Raw genomic sequence first — 21,898 nt, forward strand, 5'->3', positions numbered from 1 at the left:
CGCTCCTCAGACCCGATTGGACTTTCACGAATTCAAGACATAAGCCGCCGCTTTCTTCGTCCGCACCGCCTTGCGCTTGTCGAGCAGCAAGGAGAAGCTGGAACCGGCGAACATCCCGATGAAAAGGCAGATGGCCAAGTTGAACGTCTTCTGGGGACTGACGGGGTCCAGGCTGTTCTCGTAACTGGCCAAGTCGAGAATCGTGACGTTCGCGTTGTTCATGATCGTCGCCGCGTGATCGGCGAACGACTGGGCGAACGCGTTTGCGATGTCCACCGCTCCCTTGGGAGTGCCGTCCCTAACGTAGATCGAGAGCAGCAAGGCGCCGGGATCCGTCTTCACTTGAATTTTGCTGAGCAGCTCCGTTACGGATAGAGAGCTGGACAGGTCCGTCTTGACGATCTGGGCGATATATAAGCTCTGGATCATTTCCTCGTAGGACTTCGTCAGCATTTGGTTGGCCAAAATCTCGTTATACTTATTATCCGAATTGCTGTCCGTCGGAGCGAAGTTGGCCACGAGCGTAGCCTTGGCCTCGTACTGGGGCGACATTACCGTATTCAATCCGAACCCGATCGCCACGAAGCAGATGACGGTTAACGCGAACGTAATCATATGCTTGCGAATCGAATTCAAAATCTGAAATCCCATACTCTCACCTCTTTTGCCTAGTCAGCCGTTTTGCCAAGCGAAAGCGCCAATATCCCCCCATCTATGAAACGTTTTGTATTGATATAGCCAATATAAGATACAATCTGTATCATGTCAATAATGGTTTTGTCCTCCTTCGGGCAAAAAAAAAGAAGCCCCGAAATCCTTGTCGGATACCGGGGTTTCTTGTCTTTTCCTCGTTACACGATATTGTTGTACTCCATGATCCACACCGAGCCGAGCACGATCGTCAGCACGATGACGATGCCGAGAATGAGCGCCATCAAGTTCCAGCGCGGCTTCTTCTCTTCGCGCAGATGCATGAAGAACACGAGCTGTACGATGAACTGAAGGACGGCCGTGACGAGCAGCACGACAAGCGCCGCGTTGCCGTTCACCATGTCGTTCAGGACGGCCACAAGAGGAATGACGGTCAGAACCAGCGACAGCACGAACCCGATGATATAAGACTTGAGCGAGCCGTGAGACTCGTGGGAACCGTCGTTGATGCCGTGCGAATGAGGCTGCTGCGACATCTTACATCACCCCCATCATGTAGACGATGGTAAAGACGAAGATCCAGACAACGTCGAGAAAGTGCCAGTACAGGCTGATGATGTTGACCTTGCGCCGGGTAACCGGCGTGATGCCGCGCCTCGACAGCTGAATCATGAGCGCGATCATCCAGCACAGGCCGACCGACACGTGCAAGCCGTGGGTGCCGACCAGCGTGAAGAATCCGGACAGGAAGGCGCTCGTGGAGATCTTCGCCCCGTCGCCTACCATCTTGATGAACTCGGACAGCTCCAGTCCGATAAAGGAAGCCCCGAGAATGGCGGTGACGATCAGCCAGCCGATCAGCCCCTTGCGATCGCCGCGGTTCATGCTCAGAACCGCGAGGCCGCTGGTGAAGCTGCTCGTCAGCAGGATGAAAGTCTCGGCGATAACGCCCGGCATCTCGAACAGCTCGGAAGCCGTCGGTCCCCCTGCCGTATTGTGATGAAGCACGATATAGGTCGCAAACAGTGTGCCGAACAAGATACAGTCGGTGATCAGGAACAGCCAGAAGCCCATCTGCCGCAGGGCTTCGAGGTCGTGATGGCCCTCGTGCCCGTGATCGTGGCCATGGCCGTGATGAACGGCCGCAGCTTCGTTTCCGTGATTCGCCATCAGACACCCCTCCTTGCGGCAGCTTCCGTCCGTTTGATCTCATCCACCGGAATGTAATAATCGGTATCGTAATTGAAGGAATGCGCCAGCATGCAGACCGCGACGCCGACCAGACCCGGAATGGCGAGCCACAGCCAATCGAAGACGAAACCGAAGCCGGCGACGAACCAGCAGGCCGCTTTGATAATCGGAATGCCGGAGTTCTTCGGCATGTGGATCGGCTCCAGCGCCGGCTTCGGCTGCGGAGCTTGGCCTGCCGCCAGCCGCTGCTTCTCTTCCCACCAATCGTCGACTTCGCCGACGCGAGGCTCGGTGGCGAAGTTGTACATCGGCGCCGGGGACGGAATCGACCATTCGAGCGTGCGGCCGTCCCACGGGTCGCCCGTCTTGTCTTTCTGCATGAACCGGATGCTGTGCAGGATCTGCCATACCTGGAACAGGAAGCCGATGCCCATCAGGAAGCCGCCGATCGTCGACACGAGGTTCAGGCCGAACCAGCCGGTGTCCCAGCCGTACGTGCTGTAGCGGCGGGTCATTCCCATCAGGCCGAGCAAATATTGCGGCATGAAACAAACGTAGAAACCAATGTTCCAGAGCCAGAACGCCCACTTGCCGAGCTTCTCGTTCAGGGTGAACCCGAACATTTTCGGCCACCAGTAATACAGCCCCGCGAAATACCCGAAGGCGACGCCCCCGATCAACACCTGGTGGAAGTGCGCGATCAAGAAGTAGCTGTTATGGAACTGGAAGTCGGCGGGCGCCACGGAGAGCAGCACCCCGGTCATGCCGCCGATGACGAAGCAGGGAATGAAGGCCATCGTCCACAGCATCGGCAATTTGAAGCTGATCTTTCCTTTGTACATGGTCAAGAGCCAGTTGAATATCTTGACCCCGGTCGGAATCGCGATAATCATCGTCGACACCGCGAAGAACGCGTTGACGTCGGCGCCCGAGCCCATGGTGAAGAAGTGGTGCGCCCAGGTGAAGAACGAGACGACGCTGATGCTCATCAGCGCGAACACCATCGATTTGTAGCCGAACAGCTTCTTCTTCGAGAACGTCGAGACCACTTCGGAGAAAATCCCGAACGCGGGCAGGACGACGATATACACTTCGGGGTGACCCCACATCCAGATGAGGTTGATATACATCATCGGATTGCCGCCGGCGTCCAGCGAGAAGAAGTGGGCCCCGAGGAACCGGTCGAGGAACAGCAGCGCCAGCGTCACGGTCAGAATCGGGAACGCCAGAATGATCGTCAGGCTGCTGGCAAGCACCGACCAGCTGAACATCGGCATTTTCATCAGCTTCATGCCCGGCGCGCGCATCTTCAGAATCGTGATGATGAAGTTGATGCCCGTCATCAAGCTCCCGATCCCGGAGATCTGAATGCCCCAGATATAGAAGTCCTGTCCGACGCCCGGACTGAACATCTTCTCGGTCAGCGGCGGATAGGCGAGCCAGCCGCCGTTCGGGGAGCCCCCGATGACGAACGACAGGTTGAACAGCATGGCGCCCATGAAGAACAGCCAGAAGCTTAAGGAGTTCAGAAACGGGAACGCTACGTCGCGCGCCCCGATCTGCAGCGGAACGGCGATGTTGAACAAGCCGAACATCAGCGGCATGGCCATGAACAGAATCATGATCACGCCGTGCGTCGTGAAAATCTCATTATAATGTTCCGGCTTCAAAAAGTCGTTGTCCGGCATGACGAGCTGCGTCCGCATGAGCAGCGCGTCCACGCCTCCGCGGAACAGCATCAGCAGCGCCGCGATGATATACATGATGCCGATCTTTTTATGGTCGACAGAGGTCAGCCACTCTTTCCAGAGCCAACCCCACTTCTTGAAGTAGGAAAGGACCGCGACGACCGCGATCATCGTCAGCACAATCGCCACGTCGGCGCCATAGATCAGCGGATCCCCGGTAACGAAGAAGCCGGAGGCGAAGTCTTTGATTCGATCCAGCATGGAACAGCCTCCTTTTCTTTAATGGGACGAGCTCGAGTCGTGAGCGGCGGAACCCGCGGATGAACCCATGTCCATGCCGCTCATATCCATACCGCTCATATCCGACGAATCGGATCCGCTCGAATCTCCGCCGTGTTGATGTCCCGATTCGGCGCCGACATTGTACTTGTTCACGATCCGGTCGAACAGGCCGTCCGGGAAGGAAGAGTACGATTTCGCCGTGTCCACGACGCCGGGTTCGGCCAGCTCGTCGTACCCTTGCTGGCTGAGCGCCGGGGAATTCGCTTTGACGTCCGACACCCATTTGTCGAATTCGTCCTGGGTGGTCGCCTTGGCGATAAAGCCCATCTTGCCGAAATGCTCGCCTGTAAAGTTCGCGCCTTTGCCCGGATATTCGCCCGGCTCATCCGCCATCAAGTTCAGGTTCATCGCCATGCCCGACATCGTGTAGATCTGACCGCCGAGCTGCGGAATCCAGAACGAGTTCATCGGGGAATCGGCCGTCAGTTTAAAGTGAACGGGCACGTTCGCGGGGAACTCGAAGTAGTTGACGGTGGCGATTCCTTGATCCGGATACGTGAACAGCCATTTCCAGTCGAGGGAAGTGACCTCGATCGTAATCGCCTTCGAGTCGGACTGGATCGCCTTGGAAGGCTCCAGCTTGTGCGTGTACTGAACGGTAATAATCGCAAGGATCAGAATGATGACGATCGGCACGCCCCACATCACCGCCTCGATCTTCCCGCTATGCGCCCAGTTCGGCTTGTAATCGGAGTCGTTGTTCCGGGCTTTCTGGCGATAGCGCCAAGCGAACCAGAACGTCATCACGAGTACCGGCACCAGAATAATCAAGCACAGTATGGACGCGATGATCATCAGGTCCAACTGCTGCTTCGCGATGGTTCCTTTCGGGTCCAGCACGCCCATGTTCACGCTGCATCCCGACAGAAGGAATGCCATCGCGGCAAGCGGAATCGCGGCAGCGAGGCGACGATACCATCCCTTCTTCTTCATCCTTGCTCATCTCCTTGCATGCCTGACGGCATCGTCATTGCGCAGACGGACTGCTCCTTCTGCGCTGCTGAACCTAAGATACCAGAAAGATCGGGCTTCGGCTCCTCAGTTAACAAATGCGTCAATGAACCGTTGATAATTTGCAATACTTTGTTCACCGATTTGACGTAAGTCGAATCTTAAACGCAAAAAGACTGCCGGAGAGCGGACCGGAAGGTCCGCGCCGGCAGTCCCGACGAGATTTCATTTAAGCTGGAGAGCCGCGTTCAGACGAGCTCTTCGGTCGTATCGAGCGGAAGCTCCTCCGTCTTCTTCTGCATCAGCGGAGCGACCATGCCGAACATCAAAATTTGAATGCCTCCGACCAAAAAACCGATTCCGACCATCAGGCCGAGGTTCCGATCATTGAACTGAGACAGGTTCCATACGCAGCAAACGATACCGCAGGCGATCACGATGGCGGAGATCCATTTCAACGCTCTGAACATGTCAAAACCCTTCATCCCGAGCTCACTCCATTCTGGAAGCGCTATATGTGAACATTATATCACAGAAATTTGACGAAATCATGTACTTCTAAAAAAATAGTTGACTGCCCCTATGCGCTTGTGGTTTAATCAGCGCCTTTACCTCCTTGCCATCCCCACCGGAGGTCGGGGATGGTTCCCAACTCCCGACCGTGCCGATCCACTTTCCGGTAATTTATAATGCAATTATCAGTTGCGGACGACTCCGCAAGTTCCAAGGGAGAGTAACATGACGAGAAACGAATATTTGAACGTTCTTTATCATTCCCTAACTTTCTTACCCGATGAGGAACGCCTTGCGCTCGTTCGGAGCTACGACGATTATATCGAAAGCTCCCTTAGGCAGGGACGCAGCGAGGAAGAACTTTACCGTGAGCTTGGGGACCCGAGCGAATTGGCCCTTCGAATCCGCGGCGCGCGCCAGACTCCGCCTCGGCCGGATCCGCGGCCCATGCCGCCTCCGGCCCCTTATCCGATCGAACCGCCCGCTCCGCGGACGGGAGGCCCGGCACGCTGGTTGGGAATGGGGATCGTCCTGTTCTTCCTTAACCTGGCGGCCGTTCCGACCGGCATCGGGCTTTGGTCCGCCTTGGCGAGCTTCGGCGCCGCCTCCGTGGCCGCCCTGTTCGCTCCCTTCGCCGTGCTGCTCGACTGGGTCAGAATACAGGAATTTTATCCGGCGACGCTGTTCGCCTCCATTGCAGCTACCGGAGCAGGACTGCTGATGATGGCGCTGTTCGTTCTGCTCTTCAAGGCCGCGTGCCGGGCAACCGCGGCATACGCCAGATGGAATTTGAGAACGTGGAGAGGCTGGTAATCACATGGCAAAACGATTGGCAAGCATCGGCATCGGCTTAATCCTCGTCGGGATCGGCGGCGCCGCGTTGTACGGCTTCAATTTCGGCAAAGACCTTCCGACCTACAGCCAGCAATGGACATTCAACGCGAATGAGCTCCACCGCCTGAACGTAGTCGGCGATCAGGGGTCGATGGAAGTACGGTTCCAGCCCAGCGCGAACGGCGTCAATTCCGTCAAGATCGAAGGGCGAGCGGATGAAGACGTCGTCCGGAGTATGAAGGAAGCCCGGCTTCAGAACGGTTCGTTGGATGTGCGGTTGAAGCCGGCAAAGCAGCGGATTTTCAACCTGGATTTCAAATCGTTCCGCACGCGGCAGATCGTGACCGTCTCTCTGACCCCCGAAGCCGAGAACGCCCTGGAGACGCTGAACCTCAGCAATGACTCCGGCTCCATGCACGTGAGCGGCGCCAAGGCTCGGACCGCCGAGATTTCGACGGATTCGGGGAGTATCGACATCTCCGGATATGAAGGCAAGCAGCTTTCGCTGGCCAACGACTCCGGCAAAATCCACGCGGCGAATATTCATGCCGATCTGAAAGTCAAGAACGATTCCGGCGGCTTCAGCGGAGAGCAGCTGGTCGGCGCCTTGACGGTCACGGTCGATTCCGGAAGCATTCACGTGGAGCACCTGACGGGCGCGGCCCAACTCAGCGTCGAATCGGGAAGCGTAGGGCTGCTCAAGGACGATACGTCCTCGGCCGACATCAAGACCGATTCCGGCAGCGTGAGCGTTCAGCTTCCGTCTTCGTTCGCCGGCTTCTACGACCTGAAGACGGACTCGGGATCGGTTCACGCCCCCGAAGCCAAAGGAACGTCCGGCGAAAAAATCAAAGTCCGCACCGACAGCGGCAGCATCCGCGTCAGCACGACGGACGAATAAGCAAGCGATCGGGCGGGCCGTGAGGCCCGCCCGATGTTTTTGACGCGCCTCCGAACGGACTCCCCGGGCAACATTTTTTGCCCCGCTCTAGTAAGAAAAGACCTTTTGTGAGAAAATGAGAGTAACGTTGACATATGGAGGCCAAAGCGTGGCAAAGCATGAGGATTTGGTCGAACTTTTCGGACTGATACGGCTCCATACCCGTCTGTGGCGGAACGAGTGGGAGAAGGACAATCCCCAAGATATCTCGTTCAGCCAGCTTCAAACTTTGGATATTCTGATGTCGGAAGGCCCCCGGCCCAGCACTTACCTGTCCCAGATGCTCGGCGTAACGTCGGGAGGCATGACCGTCATCTCGGATAAACTCGTCCGGCAGGAATTGGCGCAGCGGATCAGCGACGCCAACGACCGCCGGGTCGTCAAGCTGGAGATTACCGAAGCCGGCAAAGCCGCGCTGGAAGAAGCCCAGGAGAAGCGAATCGCCTTGATGGAGAAGCTGTTCAATCCGCTTACCGAAGACGAAGTCCATTCGATGGTCCTGTTCTACCGCAAGCTGACCGATCCCGAAGCCGATAAACTGATCGGGGACGCATCGTTCTGAACGGGCGGGCGCCCCGCTTCGTTTTGCCCCAAACCGGGCCGGCCGCGGCCCGGTTGCGGAATGTCCCGCCTTATTCGCTTCGCTCCGCACATCATCCCAGCCGGCGTGCGGGCGTTTATCCTCCCTTTTTTGCCGATCTGCCCGGTGGAATGAGAATGCCCGGAAATTGGGCGATAGGACCTATTCATTGAAGCTGCCCAAAAGCCGATGGCATGAATGACGGAAGAACCATCGGATTACAAGGAATGCACGGATCTACGGAGGTTTAAGAATGAAAGGCTTGTTGGTCGACGACGAGGCGCTGGCGCTGTTGGATTTGGAGAAGCAATTGGGCAAGGTCGGCGGAATCGAGATCGTCGGGACCTATCAGAACGTGCACGATGCCCTCGAAGCGGCCGAACGGCTCAAGCCGGACGTCGTCTTCCTGGATATCGACATGCCGGAGATCGGCGGATTGGAAGCGGCCGAGCGGTTTCACGACCTTCTTCCGTCCATCCAGATCGTTTTCGTTACCGCCTACGAAGAGTATGCCGTGAAAGCGTTCGAGCTGCAGGCGCTCGATTATATACTGAAGCCCGTCCGCGCGGAGAGGCTGCGCTTGACAGTGGAGCGCATCGCATCCCGGTTCCGGACAGAGGAGTCTCTCGCCCCGGTCTCCGGCCCGATCGCCATCTACAGCTTCCAGAGAATGCAAATCGAGTACCACCAGCGCGAGCAGCTGCCTTGGCGAACCGCGAAAGCGCAAGAGCTGTTTGCCTACTTGCTGTTCCGGCGCCATCAGCCGGTGCGCAAGGACATGCTGGTCGATATCCTGTGGCCGGAAGCGGATGCCAAGAAGGCATACACCCAGCTCTACACGACAATTTATCAGCTTCGCCGGTCGCTCGATGCGGCCAAGCTGCCGATTCGCATCGTCAATTCCGGGAACAGCTACTCCCTCGATCTGGGCGAACTCGAGAGCGACGCCGAGCAGTGGGAAGCGAACCTGAAGGCGGAAGCGGAATCCGATACGATCACCACGGAGCGGTATGCGGAACTGCTAGGGCTTTATCGCGGGGATTACTTCGAAGAACATGACTACGTATGGGCGGAGAACGAACGTCAGCGGCTGCGCGACCTATGGCAGCATCACGCCCTGCGGTTGGGCAAGCTGCTGGAGGAGAGCGGGGACCGGACTTCCGCCGCGGACTGGTACGCTTCCGTGCAGCAGCGGGCTCCGTATTTGGAGGAGCCGTACTTTGCCCTGATGAAGCTGCACGCCGGCCGGGACGAACGCGTTCTTGTCGTGCAGCAGTACAATCGTCTGCGCGCCATGACCGAAGAAGAATACGGCGCCGAACCGGCACGGGAGATCTTAGCCTGGTTCGAAGAGTGGCGGCAAGGATCCCGTTAGTCCGAGACGCCCTCGCCGAATGACGCAAGGTAGTGCTCGCCCCATTCCTGCATCATCGAGATGAGCGGGATCAGCGTCCGGCCGAGCTCGGTTAGGCTGTAGCCGACCCGCGTGGGCATCTCCGAGTAAACCCGCCTGTGAACGACGCCGCTCCGCTCCAGCTCCCGCAGTTGCAGCGTCAGCATTCTTTGGGTAATGCCGGGGATGACCCGGCGGATTTGGTTGAATCGCAATTCGCCGGCGGCGAGATGGTAGAGAATGATCCCTTTCCACTTGCCTCCGACGACCTGTACCGTCGTTTCGACAGCCGCTTCCGGCCAGTGACGGGACTCTTTCCTCTCGCTTTGCAACATTTGGTTCCTCCCTGATTTCCGTCTTCTTCATTTGTAACATGGCCCGCTGAACAATTTCTGAAACGACAAACGAGAACCCCCCCGAATTTCCGATTCGGGGGGGTTCTCGCCATATTGCGACGCTTATCGTTATTGCATCGAGCGCGAGCTCGTCGAGCTCATGCCGGCTGCGAAACCGGAAGAACCGGTCGCGGACGTACCGTGCTGCTGCGAACCCGAAGCGGACATGCCGTATGAATTCGAAGCCGTAGCGGACGTGCCGTAATGGGAGCCGATGTTGGAAGAACCGTAACCGGAAGCGGAAGAGCCGTAGTTCTGCGACGCATAGTGGGAACCGCCGAAATTCGACGGTTGGCTCATGGAAGACTGGCTGACGTAAGAAGGAGCGGAGAAATGAGTTTGGTTCGTTTGAGCCATGGCCATGCGGGATTGAGCTTGAAAGCTTTGCTCCGCTTGATGGCACAAGCCGGAAATTTGCTGCAGCTGTTGAACCACCGATTGATGGCCTTGCAGCGCCGTTTGAATGATCTGAGCGGCTCTTTGCTCCCGGGCCGCCAATTCTTCAAGACGCTGGGCGTTTTGCTGCTCTTGCTGCAGCAGCTGCTGATAGTTCTGGCTGGCTTGGTTCGTTTGGTTGATCAGCTGCTGAACGATTTGCTCGCATTGGTGAATTTGCTGCGACCAGTTGGCGCTGTTGGATTCGTACACGGTTTGGTATTCCTCCTTTGAGTTTAGAACCGCATTTATTATGTCAAAGGAGGTCCGTTGTATACCTACCGGATTATAGGCTGTTCTCGTCCCGTTCCGCGATGTCGCGAGCCACCTGCCGCATCGTGATGCCGGCCAGCTCCCGTTCCATCGCCGTCTGCGCCCTCGCGAACACCCGATCCAGAGCGCCCTGGATATTCCTTCCAACCTGGCAGTCGGGATTCGGATTCTCATGCATGGAGAACAGCTCCTCGTCCGAACGCACGGCGCGATAGACGTCGAGCAGCGTGATCTCGTCCAAGTCCCGGGCCAGCGTCGCGCCGGCTACGCCGGCGACGGTTCGCACGAGCCCGGCTTTGACGAGCATCCCGATAATCCGCCGCACGACGACGGGATTCGTATTGACGCTTCCCGCCATCGTCTCGGAAGACAGCCGTTCGTTCGGGTTCAAGGCGATGAGCGATAACAGGTGAGCGGCCACGGAAAACTTGCTGCTGATCGCCACTTTTCTCGCCTCCCGTCATTCGTTGCCGTTAGATATATATCAGCCTTCAACGTCCCCCGGATCCGGCAGGACGCGCAGCTTCCCGAGCGCTTCCGCGGCTATCCGGCGAGCTTCTTCCGCCGTATCGGCCGCCGCCAGCGCCACGGCCAGCCGGCGGCCGGGCTTGGCAACCGGCTTGCCGAAGACGCGAAGCTGCGTGTCCGGCAGCGCGAGTGCGTCTCCCGAGCCGGCGATTCGGTAGGATTGCGCTTCGACGTCCGACTTGAGCGGGCGGCTGGCGCCCGCGGAGACGAGCTTGATCTCGGGAATCGGCAGCCCGAGAATGGCCCGTACGTGAAGCGCGAACTCGGACAGGTTCTGGCTGGCGAGCGTCACCAGACCCGTATCGTGAGGCCGCGGCGATACCTCGCTGAAGTAAACCTTGTCCGCGGCCAGAAACAGCTCGACGCCGAAAATGCCGGTTCCGCCGAGCGCATCGGTGATGGCGCGGGCGATCCGCTTCGCTTCTTCCAGTTGGGAAGCCGACATCTCATGGGGCTGCCACGATTCGATATAGTCCCCGTCCTGCTGGATATGGCCGATCGGAGCGCAGAACAAAGTCCCTTGGGCCGAACGGACGGTCAGCAGCGTAATCTCCGACTCGAAGCGGATGAATTGCTCCACGATGACCCGACCCTGCTGAACGCGTCCTCCCTCCATCGCGATCCGCCAGCTTCTGTCCAGCTCCTGCTCGGACCGGCAGACGCTCTGCCCTTTGCCGGAGGAGCTCATCAAAGGCTTGACGACGCACGGAAAGCCCATCTCCCCGGCTGCGTCCGCAAACTGCTCATACGTGTCGGCGAAGCGGTAGCGCGCGGTCGGCAAGCCGAGCGTCTCGGCGGCCAGGCGGCGAATGCCTTCGCGGTCCATCGTCAGCCGCGCCGCTCTCGCCGTCGGAACGACCCGGAAGCCTTCCTCCTCCAGCTTCTCCAGCTCGGAGGTCGCGATCGCTTCGATCTCCGGCACGATCACGTCCGGCTTTTCCCGCTCGACGACGTCTCGCAGCGCCTGCTTGTCCATCATGTCGATCACGTAGGACCGGTCGGCGACATGCATCGCCGGGGCGCCGTCATAGCGGTCGACGGCCACCGTCTCGATGCCGAGCCGTTGGGCTTCGATAATGACTTCCTTGCCGAGTTCTCCCGATCCCAGCAGCATCATTTTTGTCGTATGGAACATGCTCCAGCCTCCGTCATCCTGAATCTTGTTCCTATTATACATGAACGAAGGAACGGCAAGAAACACCGAAACTCCCTTTCCGGTGCTTGCGCAGGGTATGAACGTCCGGTTTTTCACCCATCCTATTCGGTGAAGGGAGGTGAGATCATGGCCAAGGACGTGCTGTGCGAAGTCAACTCCTGCAAGTTTTGGGCAGCAGGCAACCAATGCTCCGCTTCCTCGATCTATGTCGTGAACAACCGGGGCAAGGACGCCAAAAATTCCGAAGAAACCGACTGCAAAACGTTCGAAGCGAAAATTTAATCCGCATCCGCAAGCCGGAGCGGGACAGGGGGAGCGGCCGGGCATGGCCGCTTCCTTTCTCATTATATCCGCCAGTGAGAATAATTATCATAGTCACGGAAAATTTTCGCCGCCTAATCCTCCAGCACTTCTTCCGTCACGGACGCTTCCATCGTGTTGATGAAGAAACGCAAGCCGTTCATCATGCCGTAGGACACTTCCCCGGCTTCGTACATCGACTGCAGCGCGTCCCGTTCCATCTGAATCGCTTTGCGCTCGTACTCCTTCTTGCAGCGGTCGAACTCTTCCCGCCGATGAGGCGCTCCCAGGTCATGCGACAGCCGCTCGACGATTTCTTGATATTGCACGATGACGGGCAGCGCCGATTCCTTTCGGCTGTTGTCTGTTTCCTCGCCGAGCTTTTTCAGAGCCGCCTTGCACGTCTGCACCTTCAATCGCCGAATCTGCTCCCGCTCGGCGTAGCCGTCCGCCATCGGCCGAGTCCCCTTCAGCTTCCGCCGCAAGCGGCGTGCCGCGATCTTCGCCGTGCGCGCCAGCATGCGGACGCGTCCGCCGGCAAGCAGCGATTCCGTTCGCGACAGCTGCGCTTCCAGCATGCCGGCCGGTTCGCCGCCGGCAAGCCCCGCCCGGACCAATCCGCCAAGCTCTTCGCGCTCCGCCTTGAGCGCCTCCATCCAAATCTCGCGCATCGCCTCCCGCCATTCCGGCCCGATTCCTCCCGCCTGCATTCGAATTTGGTTCAGCTTGCGGTTGTAATCGCCGATCACGGCCTGCACGACTTCCTTGTTGTCCTCGTCGATCTCTTCCCGCAAAGCCGCGACCGTTCGGCTCAGAATGCGCATCTGCGCTTCGTGTTCCGACAGATGCTTGCTCTCGGCTGCCGGCCCCGCACGACCCGACAGGAGCGGCAGAACGACGCTTGCCGCAAGCAGCGTTAGCAGGATCACGCCGGCGGACAGGAACAGGATGAGATCCCGGACGGGAAAAGGACTTCCGTTATTCAGCCACAGCGGGATGGAGAACGCGCCGGCCAGCGTCACCGCCCCGCGGACGCCGGACAGTGTGGTAAGCAGAGAGATTTTGAACCGCTGCCGCCCCGTCTTTCCTTCGCGCGCCAGCGCCGAGAACAAAAACACCCAGACGAAGCGGAGGGCATACAGCAATAAGGTAATGACGACGATATATCCGATCGCTTGATAATTATTGAAGTCCGGCGAACGGAAAATAACGGCGGCTACGTCCGGAATCTGCAATCCGAGCAGCAAAAACACGAGGCCGTTCAGAACGAACAGAAGCACCGACCATGTGCTGGCCGACACCACTTGAAGCTTCGTGGCGTAGGGCTCCATCCGGTCCTTGGCGACCGCATGGAAGATGCCTCCCGCCACCACCGCCAGCACGCCGGATACGCCGGCTTCTTCCGCCAGCAGATAGATGACGAACGGGGTCAGAATCTGGATGAGCACGTGCATCGTTACGTCCTCGATGCCGAGTCGGCGGAGGAACGTGCGAAGCACGATGATCAGCGCGGACAGCACGACGCCGGCCAGCAAGCCCCCGACCGCGATCAGCACGAAGCTAAGGGAAGCTCTCGGCAGCGAGAAGATACCGGTCACGGTAGCCGCGACCGCGAATTTGAACGCCACGAGACCCGATGCGTCGTTCATGAGCGCTTCGCCCTCGAGCAATCTTAGGATCCCTTCGGGCAGCCGAATGCGTCCCGCAAGCGAGCTGACCGCCACCGCGTCGGTCGGCGACAGAATGGCCGCCAGCGCGAACGCCGCGGAGAGCGGAATCGTCGGAATCATCCCGTGAATGGCGTAGCCGCCGATCAGCACCGTCGCGAACACGAGCCCGACGGCCAGCAGCAGGATCGACCCGCGAAGCTGCCAAAGCTCGTCCCGCGGCGTCCTCCTGCCGTCGTTGAACAGAAGCGGCGCGACGAACAGCACGAAGAAGAGCTCGGGGTCGAATTCCATGTGAATGCCGAACGGATTCGCGGCCAATACGGCACCCAGCGCGATCTGGAACAGGGGCACCGGGACGGCCGGAACGATCCGGTTCAGCACGTTGGAGAGCGCGATCAAGGCCAGCAAGCCCAATACGATGAGGAAAAGCTCCATCCCGACTTTTTCCTTTCCTAGCCGCGGGAGTCCGCCCGCTTCCGTAGACATGCGGCGGACGCCGGCAGCGATTGTCCTTAAAATTCCTTGCATTCCGGGAAACCATTCAAAAACGGCTCCTCGTTCGCGGAAGAAAAAAGGAGTTCCGCCGCAGGCAGCCGCCTCGTCGGAACTCCGTCCGCATTCCATTCTCCTAGCCCGCGTTACCCGATATCGATCGTATACAGCCGGCTCGTCTCTTCCCAGATCTCGCCCTTCTCCAGCCCGATCAGCCCGATGTCTTCGGCCGGCAGGTCGACGTTCGGCGCGTTGACCAGATTCACTTGGGGTTCCGGACAGAAAAAGCCGCCTTGGGCGAAGTTGTTCCAGATCATCCACATCTTGTAGCCGACGCCGACATCGTAGACGAGCTTGACGCCTGCGCGGGAGTCGGTCAGCTCCATATAATTGCGGCCGTTCTGCGTCTGCGAGGTGTAATGGTTGTCCATCGCTTCGAAAAAGGGCGATTGGCCGCCGTCCCTCATCTTCTCCTCGCCCGCGGTCAGCGGCTGGAAGCGGCCGGTCGGCAGCATCCGGTCTCCGCTCAGCTCCCAGCGCTTGCCGATCGTCAGCTTGAAGCCGACATCCGACGTTTGGCTGCCCGGCGCGAACGGCGCATTGACCGCCGTATGGAACGCGAGCAGGCAAGGCAATCTTTTCGCGCCATTGTTGCGTACGCTTACGCGCTGCAGCAGTCCTTCTTCGCTAAGCGCATATTGCAGCTTCAACGTAAATTCGAACGGCATGTAGGCATACACCGGATGGCCTTCCCCTACGGTCAACGAGAGCGTGACGCGGCTCTCCCGGTCGTCCGCTCCGTAGCTGTCTACGCGCCACGGCGTCGTATGGGCGAAGCCGTGCAGATGATTGCCCCGCGCCGTCTCGTTGACCGGGAATTGGTATGTCGTCCCTTCCCACGGGAATTTGCCCGCATCATAGCGGTTGGGCGGGAACAGCACGGGAATGCCGTGCACCCCGGGATTCGCCTTGAACGCTTCCATCCCGTCTTCCGCCGGTTCCCGCAGGAACGCGTATCCTCTGCTCGTATCCCGGAAAGCGATCAGGTTCGCCCCGATCTGCGGCAGAACCGCCGCTTCGTACGGCCCCGATCGAAGCCAAATCGCCTGTTCACCCTGATATTCGCCTTCATAGGCTTTGTTCGTCGCTTCCACCAACGTCCGTCCTCCTCCGCAAAACTTGTACGCACATCTTCTTCCTAAGCATACCATAAGAAGCTTTTCGGAGGCACGTCTTCCCCTAACCTTTTGTTTGGCGGTTTTCGAGCGTCTCGCCTTCAGGGTCCAGTATCGCCGAGGTTTAAGATCAGGGAGTTTCCAGCAGCTTTCCCGCAGGGCGGCCGACCGTCACCGGACGGGATCCGCGCACGAGCAGCCAATCGTACAGCAGCGGAATGACGAGCAGGCTGATCAAGGTAGAGCTGATCATTCCGCAAACGACGACGATGCCGAGCGATCGGGAGATAACCGTATCGCCGTCGCTCGAGAAGCATAACGGAAGCAGCGTCAGCACGGTCGTGACCGCCGTCATGAGCACCGGCCGGACCCGGGACGCGGCCCCCGTCAGAATCGCTTCCCGAGGAGGCATTCCCGACGCCAGCCGGCGCTCCACCCGATCCACGAGCACGATTCCGTTCGTCGCCGCGATTCCGGTCAGCATCAGAAGGCCGACCAGCGTGGCCAAGTTCCACTCTCCGCCGGCCAAGAGCATCCCCGCGACGGACCCGATGAAGGCAAACGGAATGCAGCAGAGCACGACAAGGGGAGCCCGCCATCCGCGAAACATCATGCTCAGAATGAGAAGAATCAAGATGACGGAGACGGAGATGGCGATTCCCATCTCCCAGATCATCTGCTCCACCTGCGCGGTAATGCCGTTCGTCGAATATCGGACGCCTGCGGGCAGCGTCAGCCGGCTCAGCTGTTTGCGGACCTCTTGGGCGACCCCCTCGATGTCCCGCGACGTCATATTGGCGGTCACGACGGCGAACGGCGTTCCGTCGCGTTCCCGCAAGACGGAAGGCCGATCGTCCCGCGTCAACGTGGCCAACTGCTCAAGCGGAACGTCCTTGCCGTCCTTGCCCCGGAACGTTTCCCGGCCGAGCAGCGCGAGCGCTTCCGTCTCCGGAAGCTGAAGGCCCGAAGCATCTTCCGGCATGGCCGGGAGCTTCGTCCGAATCTCGAGGGGAACGGTCGTCCGGTCTCCGGCGTTCACCTCCACCCTCGTCCCTCCGGACAAATAGTTCCGCACCCGTTCCAACACTTGATCCGGCTGAACCCCTGCCTGCTCCAGCTTGGCCCGGTCCAGCGCCACCCGATAGCCGGGTGCTCCGGCCTCGTCGTCGGCCTCGCCCATGACGCTCAGATTCGGAATGTCCTTCAGGCCGTTGCGGACGAGGGCGGCCGCTTGCGCGAGCGTCGCTTCGTCCGCTCCGGTCAGATCGATCCTGAGCTGGGAGTCGTCGCCGGATATGTTCTGGTTCGTTACCGTGACGACCGCGCTGTCGGACAGGGAGACAAGGCGATCCTTCAGCCGGTCCGTTACCGCATCGACATCCTCATCCTCCCGGACCGATACGGCGATGTTGGCGATATTGCCGCCTTGGATCCATCCTCCCCCGGCGTCGAACACATCGTCGAATTGCGGGGTGAACGAGGAGCCGAGCACGGAAGAGAACGTCTCGACTCCGGGGTCCGCCTTCAGCGCTTGCTCCATCCGCTTGACGGACGCGTCGATTTGCGCAAGGGTCGTCCTTTCGGGATATTCCAGCTGGACATTGATCTGTCCGGACGTCTGGGCGGGCAGGAAGTTGATCGGCAGAAGCAGCGCTCCGGCGACGGCGGCCAGCAGAAGCGCCGCGAAGCCGGCGATCCATTTCCCTTTATGCGGAATCGCCCATTGCAGCAGCCGCTCCGAGAACGGTTCGACGGATACGGCCGCGGCGCCCGGACGCCCTCTCTGCCACGCATAATAGAGAACGGGAACGATCACGGCAGCCACCAGAAGAGAAATCAGCAAAGAGAGGACGACGGACCACGCGAAGCCGGAGAAAGCGGCCCCGATCATGCCTCCGACGAGCGCGATCGGAATGAATACCGCCACGGTCGTCGCCGTCGACGAGACGATGGCGGGCAGCATTTCCCCTGCCGCTTCCGCCATCAGCGCCGAGGACAAGAAAGGGCGGCCGGACTGCTGAAGCTTGCGATGCGCGTTGTCGAGAATAACGATCGTATCGTCGATGACCCTCCCCATGGCCACCACCAGCCCCGAGACGGTCAGGAGGTTCAGGCTGAAGCCCATTGCGCCAAGCAGCCCCGCGGTCGCCAGGATGCAGATCGGCAGCGACAGCGCGATGAGCAAAGTAGACCTCGTGTTGCGGAAAAAAAGCCAGACCGAAACCATGGAAAAAAGGCAGCCCAGCAGTCCTTCGCGCAACAATCCGTTTAGCGAGGATTGGACTTCTTTCCCTTGATCGTACGCGATCGCCAGCTTCGCGTCGCCCGGCAGCGCTAGCGAGACGTCCGAGATTCGGTCCCGGACGTTCTTCGACACTTCCGTGATGTTGGCGGACGGCTTCTTGAGGACGTCCAGCACGACGCTGGCGGCTCCGTCGGTCCGAGAGATCGTCTGCAGATCGACAAGCGACTTCGACACGTCCGCGACCGAAGAGAGAGGAACGGAGGAGCCGTCCGCCCCCCGTACGGAAAGGCGCTCCAAATCGGCGACTTCCGGAGCCCAGCCCGAAGCTTCGAGAGGGACGGACATTTGACTGTCGGTGAGATTGCCTTGAACGGACGGGAACGAGAATCCGGCCAAAGCCCGCTTCACGTCGTCTATCGTCAGGCCGGCCTTGATCAAATCGTCCATTCGAATCGTCAGCACGTAGCCGTTCTTGGCGGCGCCGGTAACCCGGACTTCGCCGACGCCGGGCGCGTGAAGCACTTCGTCCGATACGCGGGCTTGAACGGCCGTCCGCAGCGTATTTTCATCGACTTGGCCCGAGGGGCTTGTCAGCGTCAACCTCATCATCGGAAAAGAGCCCGTGCTGACGCGCGTGACCGTCGGCCTGCCGACTTCTTCGGGAAGCGATACGGGGAGCAAAGCGTCCGCCACTTCTCGCTCCGCCCGATCCATGTCGTAATTCAAAGGGAAGGCGAGGCTGAGCAGAAGCCCGCCTTCAAAGCTGTTCGTTTCCATCGATTGAAGCTCCCGCACCCCGCGAACCGCCTGCTCGATCGGCCCGGCGACGGACGTTCGGATCTGGTCGGCGCGATCGTGCTGCGCCTGCACCGTAATCATGAGGGTCGGATTGCTGATCGAGGGAAGGTAGTCCCGCTGCATGCGATAAGCGGACGCTCCTCCCCACACCAAGATCACGGCCAGCGAAATCAAGATCAGCACGGTGCGCTTCTTCGCCGCCTCGATCAATCTGTGCATCATCTTACCTCCGCTTCTATGGACAATCCCCATGTCCCGGGCGGGGAACGCCCGGAACGATGGGGATCGATTCGGTATCGCGGGCGGATTATTGCTCCGCTTTGCTTGCCGGCTGCTCCGCGGCTTCCGCGGGCGTCAGCACCTTATCCTCTCCCGGGTACGGCTGATCGAAGCCTTTCGTCGCGTACCAGGTCAAGTGGTTGAGCATGTTGGCGTTCGTCTCGTCCGGCGAGGCGTTGCTGCCGCTGAATTTGTCCTTGTTCTGATTGGACCATTCCGTCCACAGCTTCTCCAGCTCTTGGACCTCCGGCGTCGCCTCGGCCGTATTGGCAAGCGCCGCGGCGTTCGCTCCGGGCTGCCCGTTCAACGTATCGAGCGGAATCCGGTTCGGCTCGAAGTCGTACGGCGTGAAGTCGGGCGTATCGGTGAACAGCTCGCTCATCGGTACGGCCGCCGCATCGTTCTGGTTCATTGCCGGAAGGCCGAGAACCTGTTCGATCGTCCGGACCATATTGATGACCGTCCAGTAATGGCTGTCGACGACGTCCCGCTTCACCCAGGGGCTGATGACATAAGCGGGCGCGCGGTGCCCGTCCACATGATCCACGCCGTTCTGGGCGTCGTCCTCGGTCACCAGGATGAGCGAATCTTTCCAATACGGACTGTGGGAGATCAGGTCGACGATTTTGCCGACCGCCAGATCGTTGTCCGCCACTTGCGCTTGCGGCGTCGGGAAGCCGGTGGACGTTCCCGCGGTGTGGTCGTTCATCACCCACATTTGAACGAGATCCGGCAAGTCCCCGTTCTGGACGTACTGCTCGAATCTTTGCTTGAAAATCTCGAACCGGTATTGGTCCGGAATACCGGAATCGAACGTCGGGAAAGGCTTGTACGTGATCGGATCCAGCGAAGGAATATCGGTCTTCGCTTCGTAGTCCCCGACGGGCACGTGAAGGTCCCCCTGCTTCTGTCCCGACAGGATCAAATAATCGTTGTACCAGTCCGTCCAGGTACCGAAGTTCTCGGGACCGGCGAAGGCGGTCGTGTCTTCCCCGAAATTGACGACCGACCGGCCGTGGCTCAACGCGTTGTCCCAGAGATGCCCCGTCGACGCGTACGCCAGGGAATCTCCCGCGCCGCCCGGATAGCTCCGAACGTTGCCCGTGTCCGTTTCCTTATCCTCATAATCGGTGTTCGTGGCCTGCATGACCCATTGGTGTCCGCTCGCGGACTGGATGCCGGACACGTAAAAGTTGTCCAATAGCGGAAACGTGCTTGCGAGCTTGTGGAAGTTGGGCGTGACGTTCTCTCCGAATTGGGTGAGCGTCGGATCCGAATTGCCTTTGCCCATGTCGCCATGAATCTGGTCGTAGGTGCGGTTCTCCTTGATAATATAGAAAATATGCTTGATCGGGGAAGGCTCCCCGACCCGTTCCGGCATGGCCGCCGGCTTCTTGTTGTTGCGGGGCTTGGCGTTGCGGCCGGCGACCCCGAACCAGTTGTTGTTGGCGTACACATCGTCCGTCCAATGCACGAGATCGTTCTTGGCGAAGGGGAAAGGGACGATCGAGACCGAGCCCTGCTGCGCGTAGGAGGAATGGCCTTCGGCGCTGATCCCCTGGATCGTCAAGGTGCGCTCCGGACCGAGGGAGCCGACCCCGTCGGCGTTGGCGACGAGCACCCGGCCGCCGGCCGAATCGACCGCCAGATCGACCGGGAACCAAGCGGTCGGCACCAGCCCCTGAAGCCGCGGCGCTTCCGACGGCCCCTTCCAATCGTAGACCGCCAACGCGTTGTTGCGGCCTAGGCTGACCGCGAGCTGTCCGTCGCCGATCATCGCCACGGCGTTGGGGGCCGATCCCTTGGGCGCATCCGGATAGGGCTCCACATCGATGGTCTGCACGACTTCATTCTTTGCCGTGTCGATGACCGACACCGTGTCGCTGTTCGTGTTCGCGACGAAAACGAAGGAGCCGGAAACGGTCATTCGGGCGGGCTGGAGGCCGACGTCGATCGACTTGGCGACGGAGCCGGACGACAGATCGACCACCGACACCGTGCCGGACGCCGAGCTTCCCGTTTGCTCCGCCACGACGGGCACGCCGGAAGAGTCGACGGTGAGATCGCCGGACTCCGCCGTTCTGCCGCCCACGTTCGTGACGTAAGCCGTGTTGCCGCTAACGACGACGCTGGTCGGGGAATTGCCGACCGGGATGCGCGCGACGAGCTGATTGCTCTGCAGATCGATGACGCCCAGACTGTTGTCGCGATTCAGCGCGACGAGCAAGGTTTTGCCGTCCGGACCCATCGCGATGTCCTGCGGGTTGATGTTGCCGCCCACGGTCGCCAAGGGCAGGTCGATCGTCTGAAGAATGGCGAGAGTGCCGTCTTCGGCGACGGACAGAACGACCACTTTGCCCGTAGTGCCCGACGAGCCCGTCGCGTAAAGACGGCTGCCGTCCGAAGAGTAAGCCAATCCCCACATGTGGCTCAGGCTCAGATTGAGACTGTTCTGAATCAGATTCCCGGTCCTCAGATCCACGACGTTGATTCCCTTGCCGCCGTAATCGCTTCGACCGACAATGGCCGCGGCGGTTTTGCCGTCCGGACGCACCTTGACCGAGATCGGATTGCCGCCGAACTCCACCTGCCGGCCCGCCGGCGTTACATACTGATTGACGGGCGTCAACACCGAACCGTCGGACTGGCGCCCGACCAGATCCGTCTCGAAAGGATTCCCGACAGCCGCGTAAACGCTTCCGGCGCCGAGAACGAGAGACGCTGCCGACAATACGAGCAGTGTCTTTCGCTTGCTTACTTTTTTCCGCTTCATCAATTCCCTCTCCTTCTTCTGGCAATATGATTTGGAATTCGATCAGAATATAGATGGGAAATGTAAACGGACGGTTAGAGGAAAAGCTCATTTGTTTTAAAATGGAAGAAAATCATTCGAATTCCCTAATTGTTATAGCGAGGTCAGGGGCTATCCGACTAATTCGGCGTATCGGAAGACCCTGATCATCTTCGCAAGATGAGAGGCGGATACATGCATCCGGACGCCGTGTCCGAAGCCGCATTTTCGCAAAACAAGGAATATCTGCCTACGGATGCGCAATAAAACAACGGCGA

At 59.4% G+C, this 21,898-nt stretch carries 19 protein-coding genes; 5 read left to right on the top strand and 14 right to left on the bottom strand.

Translation table 11 applies throughout. From position 1 onward, the window contains the following. Nucleotides 1-24: 24 nt before the first annotated feature. The 6 genes from H7C18_RS19310 to H7C18_RS19335 all read right to left on the bottom strand — a co-directional run bounded on the left by H7C18_RS19310 (nt 25) and on the right by H7C18_RS19335 (nt 5,293). A complete protein-coding gene (locus H7C18_RS19310; RefSeq protein WP_185130728.1) occupies nt 25-651 on the bottom strand; it encodes a YveK family protein in 627 nt (208 codons plus the stop codon). A gap of 200 nt (nt 652-851) precedes the next feature. Beyond that, nucleotides 852-1,187 (bottom strand): cytochrome o ubiquinol oxidase subunit IV, encoded by a 336-nt coding sequence (cyoD, locus tag H7C18_RS19315; RefSeq protein ID WP_185130729.1) that lies wholly within the window; start codon nt 1,185-1,187, stop codon nt 852-854. Nucleotide 1,188: 1 nt separating this feature from the next. Beyond that, nucleotides 1,189-1,821 (bottom strand): cytochrome o ubiquinol oxidase subunit III, encoded by a 633-nt coding sequence (gene cyoC / locus H7C18_RS19320; protein WP_185130730.1) that lies wholly within the window; start codon nt 1,819-1,821, stop codon nt 1,189-1,191. Continuing rightward, a complete protein-coding gene (locus H7C18_RS19325) occupies nt 1,821-3,791 on the bottom strand; it encodes a cbb3-type cytochrome c oxidase subunit I (protein ID WP_185130731.1) in 1,971 nt (656 codons plus the stop codon). The genes cyoC and H7C18_RS19325 overlap by 1 nt, the downstream gene beginning before the upstream one ends. A gap of 18 nt (nt 3,792-3,809) precedes the next feature. Further along, entirely contained in the window at nt 3,810-4,805 is a 996-nt protein-coding gene (gene cyoA / locus H7C18_RS19330) for a ubiquinol oxidase subunit II (protein WP_185130732.1), read from the bottom strand. 266 nt (nt 4,806-5,071) lie between these two features. Then, entirely contained in the window at nt 5,072-5,293 is a 222-nt protein-coding gene (locus H7C18_RS19335) for a hypothetical protein (RefSeq protein ID WP_185130733.1), read from the bottom strand. Between the two features lie 268 nt (nt 5,294-5,561). On the opposite strand from H7C18_RS19335, the gene H7C18_RS19340 reads away from it, so the two are divergent. The 4 genes from H7C18_RS19340 (at nt 5,562) to H7C18_RS19355 (ending at nt 9,065) form a co-directional block, all read left to right on the top strand. After that, entirely contained in the window at nt 5,562-6,149 is a 588-nt protein-coding gene (locus tag H7C18_RS19340) for a DUF1700 domain-containing protein (RefSeq protein ID WP_185130734.1), read from the top strand. A 4-nt stretch (nt 6,150-6,153) separates the two neighbouring features. After that, on the top strand, nt 6,154-7,071 hold the full coding sequence (locus H7C18_RS19345; protein ID WP_185130735.1) for a DUF4097 family beta strand repeat-containing protein: 918 nt from the start codon (nt 6,154-6,156) through the stop codon (nt 7,069-7,071). A 148-nt stretch (nt 7,072-7,219) separates the two neighbouring features. Next, nucleotides 7,220-7,672, top strand: coding sequence for a MarR family transcriptional regulator (locus H7C18_RS19350; RefSeq protein ID WP_185130736.1), 453 nt, complete (start codon nt 7,220-7,222; stop codon nt 7,670-7,672). 271 nt (nt 7,673-7,943) lie between these two features. Then, nucleotides 7,944-9,065 carry a response regulator gene (locus H7C18_RS19355; protein WP_185130737.1) on the top strand — a complete coding sequence of 374 codons (1,122 nt, stop codon included), beginning with the start codon at nt 7,944-7,946 and terminating at the stop codon, nt 9,063-9,065. Here the strand turns inward: H7C18_RS19355 and H7C18_RS19360 are convergent. From H7C18_RS19360 to purT, 4 genes are all read right to left on the bottom strand, one after another. After that, a complete protein-coding gene (locus tag H7C18_RS19360) occupies nt 9,062-9,418 on the bottom strand; it encodes a winged helix-turn-helix transcriptional regulator (RefSeq protein WP_185130738.1) in 357 nt (118 codons plus the stop codon). The genes H7C18_RS19355 and H7C18_RS19360 overlap by 4 nt on opposite strands. A 129-nt stretch (nt 9,419-9,547) precedes the next feature. After that, nucleotides 9,548-10,126: a hypothetical protein gene (locus H7C18_RS19365; RefSeq protein ID WP_185130739.1), complete on the bottom strand. Its 579-nt coding sequence runs from the start codon at nt 10,124-10,126 to the stop codon at nt 9,548-9,550. Nucleotides 10,127-10,199: 73 nt separating this feature from the next. Then, on the bottom strand, nt 10,200-10,631 hold the full coding sequence (locus H7C18_RS19370; protein WP_185130740.1) for an Rrf2 family transcriptional regulator: 432 nt from the start codon (nt 10,629-10,631) through the stop codon (nt 10,200-10,202). Between the two features lie 39 nt (nt 10,632-10,670). Then, complete coding sequence (gene purT, locus H7C18_RS19375; RefSeq protein WP_185130741.1) at nt 10,671-11,849, bottom strand: formate-dependent phosphoribosylglycinamide formyltransferase; 1,179 nt, start codon at nt 11,847-11,849, stop codon at nt 10,671-10,673. Nucleotides 11,850-11,996: 147 nt separating this feature from the next. On the opposite strand from purT, the gene H7C18_RS19380 reads away from it, so the two are divergent. Further along, on the top strand, nt 11,997-12,152 hold the full coding sequence (locus H7C18_RS19380; protein WP_185130742.1) for a DUF1540 domain-containing protein: 156 nt from the start codon (nt 11,997-11,999) through the stop codon (nt 12,150-12,152). A 113-nt stretch (nt 12,153-12,265) separates the two neighbouring features. Here H7C18_RS19380 and H7C18_RS19385 read toward each other — a convergent pair whose 3' ends face one another. The 4 genes from H7C18_RS19385 to H7C18_RS19400 all read right to left on the bottom strand — a co-directional run bounded on the left by H7C18_RS19385 (nt 12,266) and on the right by H7C18_RS19400 (nt 21,602). Then, a complete protein-coding gene (locus tag H7C18_RS19385; protein WP_185130743.1) occupies nt 12,266-14,275 on the bottom strand; it encodes a Na+/H+ antiporter in 2,010 nt (669 codons plus the stop codon). Nucleotides 14,276-14,478: 203 nt separating this feature from the next. Then, a complete protein-coding gene (locus H7C18_RS19390; RefSeq protein ID WP_337913763.1) occupies nt 14,479-15,486 on the bottom strand; it encodes an aldose 1-epimerase in 1,008 nt (335 codons plus the stop codon). A gap of 151 nt (nt 15,487-15,637) precedes the next feature. Then, a complete protein-coding gene (locus H7C18_RS19395; RefSeq protein ID WP_185130745.1) occupies nt 15,638-18,769 on the bottom strand; it encodes an efflux RND transporter permease subunit in 3,132 nt (1,043 codons plus the stop codon). An 88-nt stretch (nt 18,770-18,857) separates the two neighbouring features. Further along, complete coding sequence (locus H7C18_RS19400; protein ID WP_185130746.1) at nt 18,858-21,602, bottom strand: bifunctional YncE family protein/alkaline phosphatase family protein; 2,745 nt, start codon at nt 21,600-21,602, stop codon at nt 18,858-18,860. Nucleotides 21,603-21,898: the final 296 nt, after the last annotated feature.

This window comes from Cohnella zeiphila (assembly GCF_014212055.1).
Taxonomy (GTDB): domain Bacteria; phylum Bacillota; class Bacilli; order Paenibacillales; family Paenibacillaceae; genus Cohnella; species Cohnella zeiphila.